This window comes from Bacillus sp. AFS012607 (assembly GCF_002558005.1).
Lineage (GTDB): Bacteria > Bacillota > Bacilli > Bacillales > Bacillaceae_G > Bacillus_A > Bacillus_A thuringiensis_S.
Genome location: NZ_NTVM01000005.1, coordinates 292,731 through 310,778 on the forward strand (window position 1 = coordinate 292,731; position 18,048 = coordinate 310,778).

The following is an 18,048-nucleotide window of genomic DNA, read 5'->3' on the forward strand; positions in this document are numbered from 1 at the left end:
CACGTTACACCTCTTTACTTGATTGATCACACTGTAGTACCTAACTTTATTATAGAAGAATCCCCATTTGCTAAGACGGTAGCAAATGGGGATTCTGTTGTTTATCCCGCTATTTGTGGGCAGTAAGACCCCCACCTCAAAATTCAGCGGAAGCAAAGAAGTTAGGTGGGGGTCGGGCTGCCCGTAAAAGCCCGATTGGTTAGGGCTAATAATCAGTGGGGGATGAACAAAACCCCCACTGATTAAAGTTTCACTTTATAAGGCAAAGAAGAGGTGTACCCAGTAGAATAAGAGGAATAGTGTGACGACTGTTGTGAGCGGGATAACGATAAGGGATACACTTAAATAGTCTTTCCATTTTACTTTAATTTTGTTTTGTTTCAGAATATACATCCAAATGAGTGAAGCTAGCGTACCAATTGGTAGTAATAGTGAACCGATGTCACTACCAATGATGTTTGCGAGATAGATTGTTTTTAATGTGACTGGATCTAGTCCCATTTCTGTTAATGTGATCGTACCAATCATAAGGGCAGGATGGTTATTGAAGACGTTAGAGAGGATGGATACAAGTCCGCCCATCGCAAAGCTAGCATAGAGTAGATGCTGATTCACAACTGGCTCGAGCCATTGTACAAGTGCAGCTGTTAATCCTGCGTTGTGGAGTCCGTAAATAATGACGTACATAGAGAAGGCGAAAATTAAAATGTGCCACGGTGTCTTTTTCAAAATGTCGACAGGATTTGTTCGTAAGTAGTACCATCTCCAAATGAGAAGAACGAGTGAACCGAGTACCGCAACGATTTCAATTGGTATGGATAAGAAGGATGCAACGAATAGAAGACAGCGCATAAGGAAGACAAAACCTAATACTTTTAACATGAATCTTGTCCGTTTTTGTTTCGTATCAACAGAATTATTTCCTTTTAGTGGATGGAAGTTTTTCGTGAAAAAAATTTCTTCAATATCATATGAAGAAACAGGTAATTTTTTCGGAAGTTTTTTCTTCAAAACTGTATACATGAGCCATGACATAAATAATAAGCCTAATGTTGCAGGTACAAACATCATAGCAGTATGCATATAAAGAGTCATATTAACGATATTTAATGCAATTAAGTTTACGATATTACTTACACCAATTGGTGCACTAGACGCAGTAGCGATTAAAGCGCCACTTAATAAATAAGGAATTTGTTGATGTGGTTTTAATTGAAGGTTTTTTAGAAGAAGAATTAAAATTGGAGTTGTAATTAAAATACTGCCGTCGTTATTAAATAAAAGAGTCATAAGAAAACATAGTAATTGAATATACCAGTATAAACGGTGACCGGACCCTTTTGCTAAATTTGCTAGTTTCGCTGCGGACCAATGGAAGAAACCGAAGCTTTCTAATATAACTGCCATAACAATAGTCGCTAATATTGTTATGGAGGCTCCTCCTATTTTACTAACAATATCTATGACGTCTGGTTTTGACACAAGTCCAGTAATTAGGATAATGCCAGCACCGATTGCTGCTGGCCACGCCTCATTTAAACCTCGAGGCCGCCAAAAGATAACAATCATTGTTAAGAAGAATACAATAATAGTAATCCATATTTCAATGCTCATATTTTGCCTACCTTTCTATTTTCCCTTAAACAGATGTAGCTTGTCTCAAGTTTATATTGGTAGTATATTCAGCAAAAAATAAGAAGAACTAGACGTATAACGAGATGAAGCGAATATGTGTTTTTCATGCTAAAGGACAAGTGTCACTAGTAGTGAAATAACTATTGTGATAGGAGTCTATAAATCGATTGGGCAGTAAGGTAGGAAATGAGATTTATATCGGAAATTTTTAAAATATATCGACTTAACGACAAAATATAACAAGAGGAGTCTATCCCAAAATACCTTTTGGAACAGACTCCAAGGCTATATTATTTTTCCTTCAAAAAAGTACGATCCTTCAAGAATAAATTCCAGAAGAAAATAAATCCTGGTAATAAAATTGCAATCCCAATTGCGTATAGAATGAGCAGTGCATAGAACGTTTCTTTCGTTGTAAAGCTTGTAAATACAGTTACGTCAGGATAAATAATATACGGTAAATGCGCGACCCCGTAAGCATAGCTTGCAAATGCATATTGAGCGACGACAGCTAAAACAGCAATGCGAGGGAATCCTAGTGTGTTATACTTCTTGTTTGTCCACCAAAGGGACGAGTATCCGATAACGAATAGAACAATAGAAACTGTAAACCATGGGAATTGCTTTATTAATCCTTGCATAAGCCAATGTGTTTCTGGATCCATTACAACGAGAGCGATAATCGCCGTAACAAGTGTTGCAGGGCCAAGTATGATGGCATTCCTTCTATAAAGTTTGTATGCATCTTCTGAACCTTGCTCTCTCGCAAAATCAGCAAGAAAGAGAGAGGAGAGAAATAGTTCAGACGTTAGTCCGAAGAGCATATAACAATAGATAACCGGGCTAGAAAGAAGTTTTCCATACAGGAGTACTTCTCTTCCTTCAGACATTGTAATATACGCTCCCTCTGTAACGGGTAAAACGGTAATTAATAGTGCTGGAATTAAGAGACCAGTAATACCTGAAATAACCCGAAGAAGGTACTGATATTTTGGCAAGGAGTAAGCAAATACCATAAATGTACTACGTACTGCAACGAGTACTAAAATTAACATAACTGGTACGAACATAACGGTTGCAAGAGTAAAGGCCGCTTTCGGAAAGAAGCCGAGAAATGCGACAACGACGAAAACGAGAAACGTATTTGTTACTTCCCAAGTTGGTGATAAGTACCGATTGGCAAGTTTGGCAGCGAGCGTTGGATGTTTTGCGTATACCATGCCCCAAAAACCAGCTCCAAAATCGATGGACCCTAATATACTGTATACGAAAATAAGGGCCCATAAGATGATGATTGCAATGCTTTCCTCATGCACGAGAATCGCCTCCTTGGTGTTGTAAATCATTCTTTAATGGATGTCTTCTAAAGAATGTCCGTAGAACAAAGACTGTTAAAATAGCGAGTCCAATATATAAAATGATGAACAAAACAAATAAAGGACCGACGAAATCAGCGCGAGTAGATGCATCGACGGTACGTTGCATACCATAAATTGTCCATGGTTGACGACCGCTACAACTGAAAATCCAGCCGAATTCAATACCGAGCATCATAATTGGTCCGCATGCAGCAGCCCCCCAAAGTAGCCACTTCGGTAGTTCTGTCCCCTTTTTTCGGTAAACGAAGTACCAATATAAGAGAGCAATTGCTGCAACTGCAAAGGTAAACGCAGCAGTGCCGACCATTAAGTTGAACAGTGTATGTGTATAAAATGGTGGCCATGTTTCTTGTGGGAATTCATTTAGACCTTTTACGACAGTGCTAGGGTCTAGTCCCACTAATAAGCTAAGCATGTTTGGAATTTCAAGTGCATAGTTTAGTTCAAGCGTATTAGGATCCACAATCCCGCCAATGGATAGCGGTGCGTGTGATGTCGTTTCAAATAAAGCTTCAGCAGATGCAAGTTTTTCAGGTGAGTGTTTATGTAGGGCGATTGCCGATTCGTGCCCTGAAAGCCACATCGTAGCGCCTGTAATAAATGTCACGACAAGCCCTAATAGTAGCCCCTTTTTATGATAAGCAATTTCACGTGTACTTAAATTTTTCTTCAATAATTTAAATCCAGCGATAGAAGCAATGACAGCCGCACCAGTTGCATAAGCCGTAATAACGACATGGAATGCACTTGTGCCAAAACTCGGATTAAAGAAAGCTTTCCAAGGATCAACGTTAAAAACAGATCCATCTGGATTCATTGAAAATCCTGCTGGTGTATTCATCCATGTATTTGCTGATGTAATAAGAACGGCGGATGCCGTGGCACCAAGCATGACGAAAAATAGCGAGATTAATCTCATAAATGGAGGAAGTTTATCGGCTGCATATACGTAAATCGACATGAATAAAGCCTCCAAAAAGAAGGCAAAAATCTCAATTTGGAAGGGAACAGAAATAACTTGCCCAACAATTTTGGCAAAACCAGGCCAAAGAAGTGAGATTTGCACACCGACAATTGTTCCAGTTGGAATTGCTACACCGAGAAGAATAGCAAACGCCTTTGTCCATCTTTTCGCCATAATGGCATAGTCGGAGTCTTTCTTCCAGTGATAGAGTATTTCGCTTATAAAAATCATCAATGAAAGTCCAACGCCAAGTGTTGCAAAGATAATGTGGAATGCTAATGAAGAACCAAAAAATGCTCTTGCTAATGTTACCGTATCCATATGTAAACTCCTCTTCTTTTTTGCCATTATTTTCTGATTGAATTGGAAGATTTATTCAAAAAAACTACCAAAAATATATATGTATTTAAAAAGTGAATATAATAATATAATGTTGTAATATTTTGAATAGAAAGAAATAAGTAGTTGCTTATATTTTGTTTGTTTTTTGCGCAGGAATCTTTTATAATCTTTTATGCGAACATAAGTTCTGTTTTTCGAAAAAGAAGTTTATGTGAAATGGAGAGGGTGTTTTATGTATCCTGAAGTCATTAAAAAGATGGCATTTTCAAAAGAGCATAGAGATTTATTATTGAAGCTATATAATAAAGAAATTACACGTCGTGAATATGATCGACTTGTACAATCGCTATATAAACCTTCTAAAGAGGTTTGTGGGGGATAGAAATGGGGGAGACAATCTAATAGATTGTCTTTTTTAAATTTATGTATGTTCTGATAAAATTAAGGTTAGCCTTACTAGGGAGGTGAAAAGATTGCGGAAACGTTTATATATAGGGATTGGAGTTATCTTCTTAATCGCTTTAGGTGGAATTGTATTTTGGTCAGCTTTACAAGGAAACCGTACAGAAAATTTTATTTTAAGACATATGGTGAATGAAAATGGAACGCTTGCCACGTATCGTTTAGTAGATACTAAGGCAGGTACGGGTGAAGCGAAGGGACGTGAAGCTTTATCAGAATCGGCGGGATTATGGTTACAATATACACTTGATAAAGATGACCAGGCGTTATTTGATGAGCAAGTAAAGGTTATTCAAGATAATTTCGTATATAAGAATCATATCGTTTTATGGAAACTCTCTGAAAAGGGAGAGAGGCAGTCAGCTACAAATGCACTTATAGATGATCTTCGTATTATAGAACAATTATATCGTGCTTATGAAATGTATAAGGAAGAGCGTTATAAAAACCTTGCCGATCAATTAAGTGATGCTGTACTTCGTTATAATAAAAAAGATAATTATTATGTTGATTATTATGATGCAGATGCAGGGAAACAAAATAATTTTGTAACAACATCATACATAAATCCGCGTGCATTCTCTTATATGAAGAAGTACGGTAAAGTTTCTGCTCAGCAATATCAGGAAATTGTTCAATTTTTAGCGGATTATCCAAGGCATGGCTGGGCATTCCCAAAAGAATATAAAGAAGATGGTACATTTAAGTACGATAAAGAAGTGAATCTTATTGACCAATCATACGTTGCATATCATCGAAGTTTAGGTGGTCTTTCATCAGCTGCTTATTTGGAATTTATAAAGAAGAGATTCCAGGAGGATGGAAAGCTATACGGTCGTTACAATTTAGAAACGGGAAAACAAACTGTGAATTATGAATCGCCAGCCGCGTATGGACTAACGATTTTGTACGTACTACAAACAGGTGATACAAAGTTTGCGAAGGAATTGTATGATCATATGTCCACATTCCGAAATGACAACGTATTTAGTAGATATTATGGTGGATATGTAACAGGTGAAAATAATAATACGCATATTTTTGATAATGTACTACCACTTTTAGCTGAAATGGAATTAAAAAAGAGTGACCAATAAAAGGTGCCACCATATGAGGGTGGCACCTTTTATTGGTTGATATAATTTTGCGTCCTAATATTAGAGAAGTAGTCAATCACGAATTCACGGAATTGCTGAGCTGTTTTTGATAAGTATCGCTTTTTTGACCAACTTAATCCGATGGTTCGCTTACAAGCGGGTTCAATAATACGCAACTTGTTTGCTGCTAAAGTAGAGTTTTTTAATAAAGTTAAATTTGGAACAAAAGCGATGCCGAGACCTTGCTTAATGAGGTCGCTAATCACTGTCGGTTCATCTACTTCAAAAGCAATATGCGGAGTGAAACCAGCTTCTTTACAAAATTCATCCGTTAAGTGCCGAAATCCATAGCCAGTATTCATACTAATAAACGGTTCGTCTTTTACTTCATGCAGGTGGATACTTTCGCGGTTTGATAACCGATGGCCTGAAGGAACGACTAAGAAAATTTCTTCTGTAATAAGTGGTTCCCAAACAATTTCTTCTCCTTCAACTGGTACAGAGGAAAGACAAAAGTCAATTTCCATATTTTCCAGTTGTCGTTTCATAGAAGGAGTAGACGCAAGAAATTGCTGGAATCGAACATTAGGATGTTCTCGTAAAAAAGAACCTAGTAGTTCTGGTAATATTCTTGGAATAGAAACGGCCATTGTAATAGAGCCTTGTTGTAATTCGGCTAAATCTTTAATTTCTCGTTCCCCTTCACTTAATTCATGAAAAATACATTCTACCCGTTTTAAAAATACTTTTCCGAAAGAATTTAAAGTAATCTGTCGGCCTTGGCGATCAAATAAAGGGACGCCTAAATCCTTTTCGAGTCTAGCGATTGTTTTGCTGAGTGAAGGTTGCGCGATATGCAATTCTTCAGCTGCCTTTGTCATATGTTCTAGTCGTGCAACTGTCTGAAAGTATTTTAACTGGAGCAGTTCCATTTCGAATCTCCTTTCTATAGACCAAAAGGAATGAATTGATAATTAAAGATGTATTATACAGTATGGAAAGTGACGTGTATAGTAAATCTGTTAAACCATTGTAATGGTGTGAAATTAGGAGAAGGAGTATGTTTCATGAAAGGAATTCAACTTATATTTAAAGATTGGAAAGCGATGTGGCACCATAAACATGGACGTATCGCTTTAATTTTTTTATTAATCGTTCCGTTAATTTATTCAGGATTCTTCTTGGCTGGATATTGGGATCCGTACGGAAAATTAGATAAATTACCTGTTGCAGTTGTGAATTTAGATAAGGGTGCTGTGATGGATGAAAAAACAATTCATGCAGGAGACGATTTTGTTAAAAATTTAAAAGAGAATAAGGAACTGGCTTTTCATTTCGTATCAGAAAAAAATGCTGATGAAGGGTTAAAAGAAGATAAATATTATATGGTTGTTACGATTCCAGAGAATTTCTCTAAAAAGGTAAGTACACTTATGGATGAGAAACCAGAGCCAGCAAAGTTACAGTACAAAGTAAATCCAGGTAAAAACTTTGTAGCAGCTCAAATTGGAACGACAGCTGTTGAAAATATGAAAACAAAAATCTCAAATAGTATTACGAAATCTTATACAGAGGGTGTCTTTTCAAAGTTTCAAGATTTGGCACAAGGATTGAGTGATGCAAGTAATGGGGCTGAGAAGTTACATGAAGGAACGACCGATGCAAAAAATGGAGCGAATCAGCTTGCGGATGGTATTGATCGTTTAAGTGATGGGACATCGAAATTGAAAGAGGGAAGTGAAAAGCTTGCATCCAGTCAATCTGCTTTAACCGGGGGGGCAAATGAGCTGAGTCAAGGAGTGACATCACTTCATAGTGGTATGGAGTTATTAGCACAAGGTGAAAAAACGTTACAATCAGGAGTTAGTGAATTAAGTGCTGGTACAAATGAATGGGTGAGTGGAAGTGAGAAGCTTGCTGAAGGCCAAGTAAAAGCGGATGGTGCAGCTAATAGTGTAAAACAACAATTAGAAGAGTACGTGAAAAATCATCCAGAAGTGCAGCAAGATCCCGCTTTTCAAAAAATTGTTGCTACGTCTAATGGACTAGCTAAAGCAACAAGTACTTTAAATAATAGCCAACAACAATTGACACAAGGAGCGAAGAAGCTTACTGAGGGTCAACATAAGATTGAAGAAGGCATGAATACATTCGGAGTTAAGTTAAATGAAGCTACTGCTGGAACGAAAAAGGTAGCAGATGGTGCATCGAATTTAGCTGATGGATTTACGAAGTGGGGAAATGGATTTACAACAGTACAAGAAGGTGTAAATCAGCTTGCGAGTGGTGGAACGGAGCTGAATAACGGTGCTAGTAAATTAACAAATGGACTTGTTAAACTTGATGATGGTGCGAAAGAACTTTCTACGAAATTGGGAGAGGGCGCAGAGAAGATAGCGGATGTCCGTAATGATGATGCACGCAATACGATGTTCTCAGAGCCAGTTCAGTTAGTGAAGTCAACAGTTTCTGACGTTCCTAACTACGGTTCAGGCATTGCACCATATTTCTTATCACTTGCATTTTATGTTGGCGGAATTATGGCATCGAATATTTTACCTCTTGGCCGCAGACAAAATATGAAGGTAAGCGGAACGGTACATTTTATTAATAAATTAGGATTGGTATATTTAATTGGACTTATTCAAGCGCTACTCGTAGATGTAGTTGTGCTAGGTGTTATGAAACTAGAAGTTGCCAGTGTGCCACTTTTTGTTTTATCAAGTATTGTTATTTCCTTTACGTTCATGACATTTATTCTTATGTTAGTAACAGTATTTGGTCTTGTTGGAAAGTTCTTAGCGGTAACGCTTCTTGTCCTGCAATTAGCGACGAGTGGAGGTACTTTCCCAGGAGAATTAAATATAGCTGTGCTTAGCAAAATTGGACAGTTTCTCCCAATGTCCCATTCTCTTAGAGGATTACAAGATGTTATCTCTTTAGGAGATTGGTCGCAATTACAAATGCAAATTTTAATATTGTTATGTTATCTCGTTGTTGCCGGTGGAATTGCTTGGATCACGAGCCATATACAGCATAAAGAAACGAATGCAGAACAAGTTTCTTAAAATGAAATAAGCTATCCGATTTTTTCGGATAGCTTATTTTTTATTTACGTTCCATTACTGCAAAGTAATTATTTTCATTATCAGCAAAGTTGAATGCTCTACCAGTAGGTAAATCTACAACCTGTCCAACTGTGACATTTTTCTCTGAAAGATCTTTATATAGACGGTCTAAGTCATTTGAGAAGAACATAAGTGAAGGAGTACCTAAGTTTAATTCAGGTTGCATCTTCGCGATTAACGCTTTATCGTGAAGGACGATGCTTGTTCCTGTTTCTTTCGCCGGTGCAATTTCAATCCAGCGGAATCCGTTTCCGTTATTTTCTTCCGCAATGATTTGGAACCCTACTTTTTCTGTCCAAAATTGTACTGTTTCGTCTTGGTTATTTACATATAGCATAATTTGTCCAACTTGATTAATCATAGGTGTCTCTCGCTTTCTTTTTATATGCGTATCATTATATCAAATATATGGCTTGAATAGTTTTTTATGATTTTTTCGGAATACAACCTTCGTCCATTTCATCTTTGTTGTAGGAGAAGGCCCTGTAATCCAAGTATGAAATGGTATTGTGCTACAAATGACCATTGTTGAAATAGAGATAATAGCCGTTAACACAAATAGTAATAGGCTATATAATATAGTATTTTCTTGCAGTGTGAATAAAGAAAGAAACTTTGTGCATAGTTGCAAGAAGAATAAGTGAGCTAAATAAGCACCATACGTGTAATTTCCAATGAAACGTAACGTTTTATATAAGAAACCACGACGCTGTACTATCATAATAGATAACATATACAGTATGATAATTTCGCATACGATATATAAAAACATAGATGGTTTTAAATAGGTAGAAACAGTTAAATGAATAGAGTTTGCTCCGTGAAAACTAAACAACTCATAATTGATGAATAAAAATAAGATGAAAAATAATATTGTTATAAGCGGGATATGTTTCATGACGAATAGACGCCAAGTTTTTAGTGCTACAGCGGCAATGCCACCCATAACGAAATAGAATGAGTAGAATAGAAATGATCGATCTGTATAATGTAAAATTGTTGAACTTGTTAATTTTTCTCCATTAAAAATATAGTGAGAAGAGAACCACATTAATAGAAAATATAGGCACGCGAAAAAGGTCATATATTTATATATGTCTTTTTTATTTTCTGTTCGTTTTTGAAACCAATAAAAAAGTGTGCATAGTAAAGGGAACAATAGGTGAATTTGGAACATCATAATAACGTACCAAAGATGGGGCGCGGCTGTTCCGAGTAATAAACTTTTTATTCCACTTTGTAACGTAATAAGATCGTTTGTTGTTAATAGGTAAAGAATAGACCAAAAGAAATAAGGAATGAGTAAGTGTGTCGCTTTTTCAGAAATATATTCTTTATATACTAATTGCTTCGTATAGTGCCGAATTAAGTGAAATCCAACGATAAATATGAATGCTGGTGCTGAGAATTTTGCAAGGTTGAATAGCATGCCTATAATGAGAGATTGCTCAAGTAAGACATTTCCTTGATTCATTGTATATAATAAGGAACTTTGCAAAACAACAGCGAGAAATGCAATGCTTTGCAAAACTTTAAATTCTGGTGCGCTTTGAGTCATTATTTCCATCTCCTTTTCCATACATGATTATAGTACGGAGAATGGATAATGGATGTGGAATATTTGTGAAGATTGTAACAAATTTGTGGCGAGAGGAGATATCAACTTATTAACAAATAACGACAAAAAGAGGATGCTCTAAACGAGCATCCTCTTTCTATCTATTAAGCAAATTTGTTTTTGATCCAATTCTTACCTTCTACAAGGCGAGCTGTCATTACCGCACAAGCGTTATCTGCTGTTACGTTTAACATCGTTGCAGGTGGATCAATGATTGTACTAATTGCTGCAATAATTGGCAATGCTTCTGGCGGGAAACCGTATAGAGATACGATTAACATTTCACCAATCATACCACCGCCTGGAATAGCACCCATTACTGTTCCTACTAATAAAGAAACAACAAGTGCGATTGCTAATGTTTTCGGTCCTTCGAATTCCATGTTGAAAATACCGAATAAGAAAGCAATTTTTAATACGCCGCCTAAAACAGATCCATCTTTATGAAGTGTAGATCCAAGAAGGACAACTGTTTCACGAACGTCTGAAGAAATACCCATTTTCTTCGTTGCTTCTAAGTTCGCTGGAATACTTGCGGCACTACTACAAGTTGCAAGTGATGTAACTGTAGGAGAGACCATGTTCTTCCAAAATACTTGTACACCTTGTTTGCGACCTGCAAGGTATGCATAGAACGTGAAGAATACAAAGAAGTAGATAAGAGAAGCTGGATAGTATACCATTGCTGCTCGGAAGTAAGTTCCAAGAAGTTGTGGTCCGAATTCACCAACTAATGCTGCGAAGTAAGCAGCAAGTCCGATTGGAGCGTAGTACATAATGAAAGATACAACTTTCATTGAAATTTCTGCACCAGCTTGTAGGAATGTAGCGAATGGCTTTCCTTTTTCGCCAACTGCTGAAGTTGCAATCCCCATTAAGATAGAGAAGAAAATAAGAGCTAACATATTTTCACGAGATAGTAACTTCGAGAAGTCAGATACTGTTAAAATACCGACGATTTGATCTGCAACACTAACAGCTTTGCCGGCTTTGTCAGGTTGTGTTAGTTCTAGTACAACACCTTGTGCTGGCGGGAATACTTTCACGACAATAATCATAAAAATAGCAGCTAAAATACTTGTAAATAAGAAAGTCCCAGCCATACTAGACATAATTTTACCGAAACGTTTTAATCCATCCATATTAGCAATAGACGATGCGATGCTAAAGAACACTAGAGGTACAACAATCGTAAACATTAAGTTTAAGAAAATATCACCAAGCGGCTTTAAAGCAACTGCATCGGCACCCATGAAATAACCAATGAAACCACCAATTAGGATAGAAGATAATAAAATAAGTGGAAAGCGATATGCCTTCATAAATATATCCTCCTATCAATTAAAAAATCATACTGAATCATTATAGCGAGTTAGAGTCCTCTTTACTAGGAGAATACGGATAAATGGAATAGCGTGAAAACCAAGAAATTTTTGTTTTTAAGCTCGGCATACAGCAGGAAATCTAGACATATATATTTGTAACCTAGTGGTGGCAAGGGATGCACCATAACTTAGGTTTAGAAAAAGGGGGAGGGAAGCGGAATGAATATTTTGCTTTGCTGTGCAGCGGGAATGTCTTCCAGTTTAATTGTTACAAAGATGGAGAAAGCAGCAGAGGCAAGAGGGATAGAAGTGAAAATCTGGGCAGTATCAGGTTCTGAAGTGAATAGTCATATTGATAAAGCTGATGTCCTTTTACTTGGACCGCAAGTACGTTATTTATTACCGAAAATGAAAGAATTATGTAAGGAGAAAGGGGTACCTGTTGATGTTATTCAATCCGTCCATTACGGACTTTGTAATGGAGAAGCTATCTTGCAAGCAGCTTTGTCAATGAAACCATGAGGAGAGTGGGATAGATGATACGGTTTTTAGAGAAGTATGTGATGCCGGTGGCAGGGAAGGTTGCAGAGCAGAGGCATTTACAAGCAATTCGAGATGGAATTATTTTAACGATGCCTTTCTTAATTATTGGATCGTTTTTCCTCATTATTAGTGCACTGCCGATACCGGGATATAACGAGTTTATGGCAGGTTTGTTTGGTGAGAATTGGCAGAGAGCTTTAGGGTATCCAGTTAGTGCAACTTTTAATATAATGGCTTTAATAGCTGTTTTTGGAATCGCTTACAGGCTTGGCGAGTATTATAAAGTGGATGCTTTAGCATCCGGGGCATTGTCGCTTGTGACGTTTTTACTTGCGACTCCATTTCAAGTTGCATATATTATACCAAGTACAAAAGAAAGCGTACTTGTAGAAGGCGCAATCCCAGCTGCATTAATGGGAAGCCAAGGGTTATTTGTAGCAATGATTATTGCACTTATATCTACTGAACTTTATCGGTTTATTGTACAAAAAAAGATAATTATAAAGATGCCAGAGACAGTTCCACCAGCTGTCACGCGTTCATTTGCGGCACTTGTTCCAGGTTTTATTGTTGTAACAGTTATTTGGATTTTACGCTTAATTATAGAAAATACTTCTTTTGGCAGTATCCATAATATTGTAGGACAAATTTTACAGGAACCACTTAGTGTACTTGGTGCTAGTCTTTGGGGCGCAATAATAGCAGTTATTCTCGTTCATGTTCTTTGGTCGTGTGGAATTCATGGTGCTACTATTGTTGGTGGTGTAATGAGCCCTGTTTGGTTGTCGTTAATGGATCAAAATCGAGTTGCTTTTCAAGCTGGGCAAGATGTACCAAATACCATTACGGCACAGTTTTTTGACTTATGGATTTATATGGGCGGTTCTGGTGCAACGCTGGCTCTAGTTGTCGGAATGTTACTATTTGCACGAAGTCAACAATTAAAAAGTTTAGGGAGATTGTCAATCGCGCCTGGTATATTTAATATTAATGAGATGGTAACTTTTGGTATGCCAATTGTAATGAACCCAATTTTATTAATTCCATTTATATTGGTTCCAGTTGTGTTAACAATTGTTTCTTACTTTGCAATGGAATGGGGATGGGTCGCACGTCCGAGTGGGGCGGCTGTACCTTGGACGACACCTATTCTTTTCAGTGGATATTTAGGATCGGGTGGGAAAATTTCAGGTGTTGTTTTACAACTCGTCAACTTTGCGCTTGCATTCTTCATTTATTTACCGTTCTTAAAAATATGGGATAAACAAAAAGTAGCAGAAGAAAAGGGGGAGTGAAGAAGTAAAATGGATACGATAGAGACGAAAGCTTTTCATTTAATTTTGCATGGAGGAAACGCGAGAAGTTGTTCAATGGAAGCAATTGATTGTGCGAAGCGTGGGGAGTTTACAGAAGCAGAAGCTAAATTACAAGAAGCGCTAGAGGAATTAAAAGAGGCGCACCGTGTACAAACGGAGCTTATACAGAAAGAGGCTGGTGGCGAAAAGACCGAAGTTACTCTTTTAATGGTACACGCGCAAGATCATTTAATGAATGCAATTACAGTGAAAGAATTAGCAAGTGAGTTTGTAGAGTTATATAGGAAGATGTCGGTGGATGAATGAACCTTGCTTATGCAAGGTTTTTTTATCCCGCATTAACGGGCAGTAAAACTCCCACCTCAAAATGTGGCTGGAGCAAGGAAGTTAGGAGGGAGCTTAACTGTCCGTAAAGGCCCGATTGGTTCAACTAATAATTAGTGGGGGATGAACAAAACCCCCACTAATTAAAGTTTCACTTTATGTATATGCCTGTACCATCAGTGGAATGTTCATCCCACTGATGGTATTTACAATCCTCCTTTTTCCGGATGAGTAAGAGTTATAATTAATCGGCAGTAACAATTTCTCCTATACCACGAATTAATCTTTTTATATGCATCCGCTCCGGTTTTAATATATTTACGATATAATCAATCGCAATTTGTGGTTCAACGGTTGTACCGCAAGTATAACAGTCAATAGCTGCAAAATTTTGTTCCGGGTAAGTGTGAATGGAAAGATGGCTTTCTGATAATAACACTAATACAGTAACACCATATGGCTGGAATTCTTTTTTACTTACGTTTAAAACATGGGCACCAGAGCAATCTGCAGCTGTAACTAAATGATATTCTAAAAAGTGCGTATCATCTAGTAGAGAAAAATCTACTCCCCATAAATCTACTATTATATGCTTGCCAAAAGTAGAATATTCCATAGGCAACACTCCTTACTATAATATCGTCAAAACTTCATTTCCTGTTTGTAGCATTGATGTAGGATAAGGTTCGATTCTGAATTTAAAAGAGCGAGGTTGCGTTGTTCTAGATGTTCTTCTTTAAATTGAAATAAAGGAAAAAGAAGAGCAGGCAAGGTTCGAGGAGTTGGTACTACATATAATTGTTCAATTTGATCTAGTACATAGGCAGAATTAGCGGCGATATGAAATCCCCAGTCAGTTCCAAAAGAAGGAACGATTGTATGATAACTTTTCACAGTTAGTCCAGCATGTTCAATTGTATTACCGATGCTCCAGTATACTAGAGGTGCATCAGCAGGTGAATTAGATTGGCAGACGAATGCGCCATCTTCTGTTAAGAATGTAGCTATACGAGCAAAAAGTTCGCTTGTATATAAAGTACTTAACAACTCTGTCGCTGGGTCTGGGAAATCAATAATGATTACATCGTATAAAGAGGAAGGAGAGCTTAAAAACTCTTTTGCATCGCATACGTGTGTATTTACACGATTATCAAAAAATGCACTTTTGTTTAAAGAAACTAATTCTGGAACATTACGAGCCATATCAATCATCAATCCATCTAAGTCAACAAGGTCTACATGTAGTACAGTTTCATATTTTAAAACTTCTCGCAGGGCAAGACCATCGCCACCGCCTAATATGAGAACACGTTTTGGATCAATTACTTTTGACATAATTGGATGTACAAGTGCTTCATGATAAATTTGCTCATCGACGGAGCTGAATTGTAGTTGCTTGTCCAAGTATAAGCGAATATCGTTTACTTGGACTAAATTAATATTTTGATAATTACTCTTTTCTTTAAATAAATTTGTATGTTCACCAGCTTGTATTTCCTTTAGAGAAATTTCATCCCACACATCTAAGTTGTGTGAATCTGTGGGTACTATAATTACATTTTCTGATTGTACTTGTTTATCCTGTTCATCTTGTTTGTCTTGTGTATCGTGCTTGTCCTGCTGTTCTAGTTCAAATTTGTCAGAGTCTACTTCAGAACGCTTGTCTTTTTTATAGCTTTTTATTCTATAAATCTTTATTTTGCTTTGTTTTCTATGTTTTGGCATAGGAATCTCCTTTCGAATTGTGTTATTTTACTCTATTCTATGTAATCTAGTAGAATTTGCTCGGACAATAGATAGAAGAGTGTGTTCAAGAGCATGTTGTTTTTTTACTAGATTCTACGATGAAAGATTTTTTTAGTGTTTTTTTATGTTAAGCATAACTAGACAACTAAACACTAATCTATTTTCATACAGTTATGTGTTAAAAGCGTGTTGTTTTATAACACACTGTGTGTTTTTTGAGTAACACACTAATTGAAAGCGTTAACACACAAAGAAAACAGTCGAAAAAGTGCTGATTTTAGTGGTTTTAAAAAGTTGGCACGCTAATTGCATTAATAAATAGCGTAAAGAAAAATAAATAAAACATAAATTTTTTATACTACACAAGGGGGATTTTCAAATGAATATTTTATTATGTTGCTCAGCAGGGATGTCTACAAGTTTACTAGTTACAAAAATGGAAGCGGCTGCAAAAGCTCGCGGTCTAGAAGGAAAGATTTGGGCTGTATCTGGGGATGCAGTAAAAACGAATATCGATCAAGCAGATGTGTTATTACTAGGACCACAAGTTCGTTACATGCTTTCTTCAATGAAAACGCTTGCTGATGAGAGAAACGTTGGAATCGACGTTATCAATCCAATGCACTACGGCATGATGAATGGAGAAGCAGTTTTAGATCACGCATTAACACTTAAAAAATAATTAGGGGGGAAGCGAAATGCAAAAGTTTATTGCATTTATGGAGAAATATATTGTTCCTGTCGCTGGTAAAATCGGATCGCAACGTCACTTAGCTGCGATCCGTGACGGATTTATTGCAGTTATGCCACTTATTTTAGTTGGTGCACTGGCATCACTGATTAACGGTTTTCCGTCTGAAGCTTTCCAAGATTTCATGAAAGGTTTGTTTGGTGAAACGTGGAAACAAGTTGGCGGTGGAATGTGGACTGGTTCTTTCGCGATTCTAGCACTAATCATAGCATTTACAACAAGTTATAACTTAGCAAAATCTTACGGCGTTGATGGTTTGTCAGCAGGTATTATTTCATTTGGTGCGTTAATTATTCTTACGCCAACAACACCGAAAGAAGGCGGATTGAACTTAGCTTGGACAGGTGCACAAGGGTTATTCGTAGCAATTATTGTGGCACTCCTTGTTACTGAAGTATTCCGTTTCTTTGTACAAAGAAACATTACTTTTAAAATGCCTGATGGAGTACCACCAGCAGTTTTAAGATCTTTCGCAGCTATAGTTCCAGCATTTGTTATCTTAACAGTAGTTGCAGGTATTCAATTAGCAGTGAAATTATCTGGTACAAGTGTTCATGAATTTATTTTTAATACGATTCAATCACCACTGCAAAGTTTAGCAGGGACATTACCAAGTGCAATTATCATTGTAATCCTTGTTCATCTTCTTTGGTTCTTCGGTTTACATGGGCCAAATATTGTTGGTGGTATTATTGAGCCATTATACTTACCGGCATTAGAGAAAAATATGAATTTATTCAAAGGTGGTACATCTGCATTTGATGTTCCAAATATTATTACAAAACCATTTTTTGATACTTTCGTATACCTTGGTGGTTCTGGTGCGACATTAGCATTCTTAGTAGTGGTATTACTCGTAGCAAAAAGTGCACAATTACGTGGTGTATCTCGCTTATCAATTGGACCTGGTGCATTTAACATTAACGAACCAGTAATCTTTGGTACACCAATTATTTTAAATCCAATTTTATTCTTACCGTTTATCGTAACACCAATTGTATTAGTAATTACTTCCTATACAGCTATATCTATTGGATGGGTACCAAAAACAGTTGTGATGATTCCATGGGCAACACCACCAATTATTAGTGGTTATCTTGTAACAGGTGGACATATTTCTGGTGCAATTCTACAGTTATTCAACTTTGTAATTGCAATGGTAATTTATTATCCATTCGTTGTGTTATGTGACCGTTCAGTTGTTCGTACTGAAAAAGCAGCAGCACAAGGTAATAGTAATTCTTTACCTATGTAACATAGTAATTGTTCTCATAGACAACGATACCTGTGAGAACAATTACCTTTATATCATGTTCAAAAAGATGAAAAACATCTATATGAACACTAAACTATCATTAATAAATTCATACTTTAATAGACATGTTCAAACTGAAGGGGTATTTAAATCGGTTGAACCT

17 protein-coding genes are annotated in these 18,048 nt (G+C 36.8%); 8 read left to right on the plus strand and 9 right to left on the minus strand.

Annotated features, from left to right (window positions below; all coding sequences use genetic code 11):
• Positions 1 to 255: 255 nt before the first annotated feature.
• The 3 genes from CN409_RS04225 to cydA all read right to left on the minus strand — a co-directional run bounded on the left by CN409_RS04225 (position 256) and on the right by cydA (position 4,299).
• A complete protein-coding gene (locus tag CN409_RS04225; protein ID WP_000021125.1) occupies positions 256 to 1,614 on the minus strand; it encodes an arsenic transporter in 1,359 nt (452 codons plus the stop codon).
• A gap of 311 nt (positions 1,615 to 1,925) precedes the next feature.
• On the minus strand, positions 1,926 to 2,951 hold the full coding sequence (locus CN409_RS04230) for a cytochrome d ubiquinol oxidase subunit II (RefSeq protein ID WP_000544189.1): 1,026 nt from the start codon (positions 2,949 to 2,951) through the stop codon (positions 1,926 to 1,928).
• On the minus strand, positions 2,944 to 4,299 hold the full coding sequence (gene cydA, locus CN409_RS04235; RefSeq protein WP_000381974.1) for a cytochrome ubiquinol oxidase subunit I: 1,356 nt from the start codon (positions 4,297 to 4,299) through the stop codon (positions 2,944 to 2,946). Before cydA ends, CN409_RS04230 begins: the two co-directional genes overlap by 8 nt.
• A 253-nt stretch (positions 4,300 to 4,552) precedes the next feature.
• On the opposite strand from cydA, the gene CN409_RS31685 reads away from it, so the two are divergent.
• Both CN409_RS31685 and CN409_RS04245 read left to right on the plus strand, forming a co-directional pair.
• Positions 4,553 to 4,702 carry a hypothetical protein gene (locus CN409_RS31685; RefSeq protein WP_000283180.1) on the plus strand — a complete coding sequence of 50 codons (150 nt, stop codon included), beginning with the start codon at positions 4,553 to 4,555 and terminating at the stop codon, positions 4,700 to 4,702.
• Positions 4,703 to 4,793: 91 nt separating this feature from the next.
• Positions 4,794 to 5,879 (plus strand): hypothetical protein, encoded by a 1,086-nt coding sequence (locus CN409_RS04245; RefSeq protein ID WP_001231674.1) that lies wholly within the window; start codon positions 4,794 to 4,796, stop codon positions 5,877 to 5,879.
• A 29-nt stretch (positions 5,880 to 5,908) separates the two neighbouring features.
• Here the strand turns inward: CN409_RS04245 and CN409_RS04250 are convergent, their stop codons facing one another.
• Entirely contained in the window at positions 5,909 to 6,811 is a 903-nt protein-coding gene (locus CN409_RS04250; protein ID WP_097980965.1) for a LysR family transcriptional regulator, read from the minus strand.
• 135 nt (positions 6,812 to 6,946) lie between these two features.
• On the opposite strand from CN409_RS04250, the gene CN409_RS04255 reads away from it, so the two are divergent.
• On the plus strand, positions 6,947 to 8,947 hold the full coding sequence (locus CN409_RS04255; protein ID WP_000676322.1) for a YhgE/Pip domain-containing protein: 2,001 nt from the start codon (positions 6,947 to 6,949) through the stop codon (positions 8,945 to 8,947).
• Positions 8,948 to 8,987: 40 nt separating this feature from the next.
• Here the strand turns inward: CN409_RS04255 and CN409_RS04260 are convergent, their stop codons facing one another.
• The 3 genes from CN409_RS04260 to CN409_RS04270 form a co-directional block, all read right to left on the minus strand.
• Positions 8,988 to 9,368 (minus strand): VOC family protein, encoded by a 381-nt coding sequence (locus CN409_RS04260; protein ID WP_017763762.1) that lies wholly within the window; start codon positions 9,366 to 9,368, stop codon positions 8,988 to 8,990.
• Between the two features lie 39 nt (positions 9,369 to 9,407).
• Complete coding sequence (locus CN409_RS04265) at positions 9,408 to 10,565, minus strand: acyltransferase (RefSeq protein ID WP_097980966.1); 1,158 nt, start codon at positions 10,563 to 10,565, stop codon at positions 9,408 to 9,410.
• Between the two features lie 164 nt (positions 10,566 to 10,729).
• Positions 10,730 to 11,947 carry a dicarboxylate/amino acid:cation symporter gene (locus CN409_RS04270; protein WP_000649376.1) on the minus strand — a complete coding sequence of 406 codons (1,218 nt, stop codon included), beginning with the start codon at positions 11,945 to 11,947 and terminating at the stop codon, positions 10,730 to 10,732.
• 222 nt (positions 11,948 to 12,169) lie between these two features.
• Here CN409_RS04270 and CN409_RS04275 point away from each other — a divergent pair, with 222 nt between their 5' ends.
• Genes CN409_RS04275 through CN409_RS04285 form a run of 3 tightly spaced genes read left to right on the plus strand, consistent with a single transcriptional unit; the run spans position 12,170 to position 14,115 of the window.
• Positions 12,170 to 12,472 carry a PTS sugar transporter subunit IIB gene (locus CN409_RS04275; RefSeq protein ID WP_001023546.1) on the plus strand — a complete coding sequence of 101 codons (303 nt, stop codon included), beginning with the start codon at positions 12,170 to 12,172 and terminating at the stop codon, positions 12,470 to 12,472.
• Between the two features lie 14 nt (positions 12,473 to 12,486).
• Positions 12,487 to 13,788: a PTS cellobiose transporter subunit IIC gene (celB, locus tag CN409_RS04280; RefSeq protein WP_000617788.1), complete on the plus strand. Its 1,302-nt coding sequence runs from the start codon at positions 12,487 to 12,489 to the stop codon at positions 13,786 to 13,788.
• 9 nt (positions 13,789 to 13,797) lie between these two features.
• Positions 13,798 to 14,115 (plus strand): PTS sugar transporter subunit IIA, encoded by a 318-nt coding sequence (locus CN409_RS04285; RefSeq protein WP_000379645.1) that lies wholly within the window; start codon positions 13,798 to 13,800, stop codon positions 14,113 to 14,115.
• 262 nt (positions 14,116 to 14,377) lie between these two features.
• Here the strand turns inward: CN409_RS04285 and speD are convergent, their stop codons facing one another.
• Together speD and CN409_RS04295 are read right to left on the minus strand one after the other, a co-directional pair.
• Positions 14,378 to 14,749 carry an adenosylmethionine decarboxylase gene (gene speD / locus CN409_RS04290; RefSeq protein ID WP_000456838.1) on the minus strand — a complete coding sequence of 124 codons (372 nt, stop codon included), beginning with the start codon at positions 14,747 to 14,749 and terminating at the stop codon, positions 14,378 to 14,380.
• Between the two features lie 26 nt (positions 14,750 to 14,775).
• Positions 14,776 to 15,858 (minus strand): polyamine aminopropyltransferase, encoded by a 1,083-nt coding sequence (locus CN409_RS04295; protein ID WP_086389729.1) that lies wholly within the window; start codon positions 15,856 to 15,858, stop codon positions 14,776 to 14,778.
• A 400-nt stretch (positions 15,859 to 16,258) separates the two neighbouring features.
• On the opposite strand from CN409_RS04295, the gene CN409_RS04300 reads away from it, so the two are divergent.
• A complete protein-coding gene (locus CN409_RS04300) occupies positions 16,259 to 16,561 on the plus strand; it encodes a PTS sugar transporter subunit IIB (protein WP_001023569.1) in 303 nt (100 codons plus the stop codon).
• A 16-nt stretch (positions 16,562 to 16,577) separates the two neighbouring features.
• On the plus strand, positions 16,578 to 17,885 hold the full coding sequence (gene celB / locus CN409_RS04305; protein WP_001168827.1) for a PTS cellobiose transporter subunit IIC: 1,308 nt from the start codon (positions 16,578 to 16,580) through the stop codon (positions 17,883 to 17,885).
• Positions 17,886 to 18,048 lie beyond the last annotated feature (163 nt).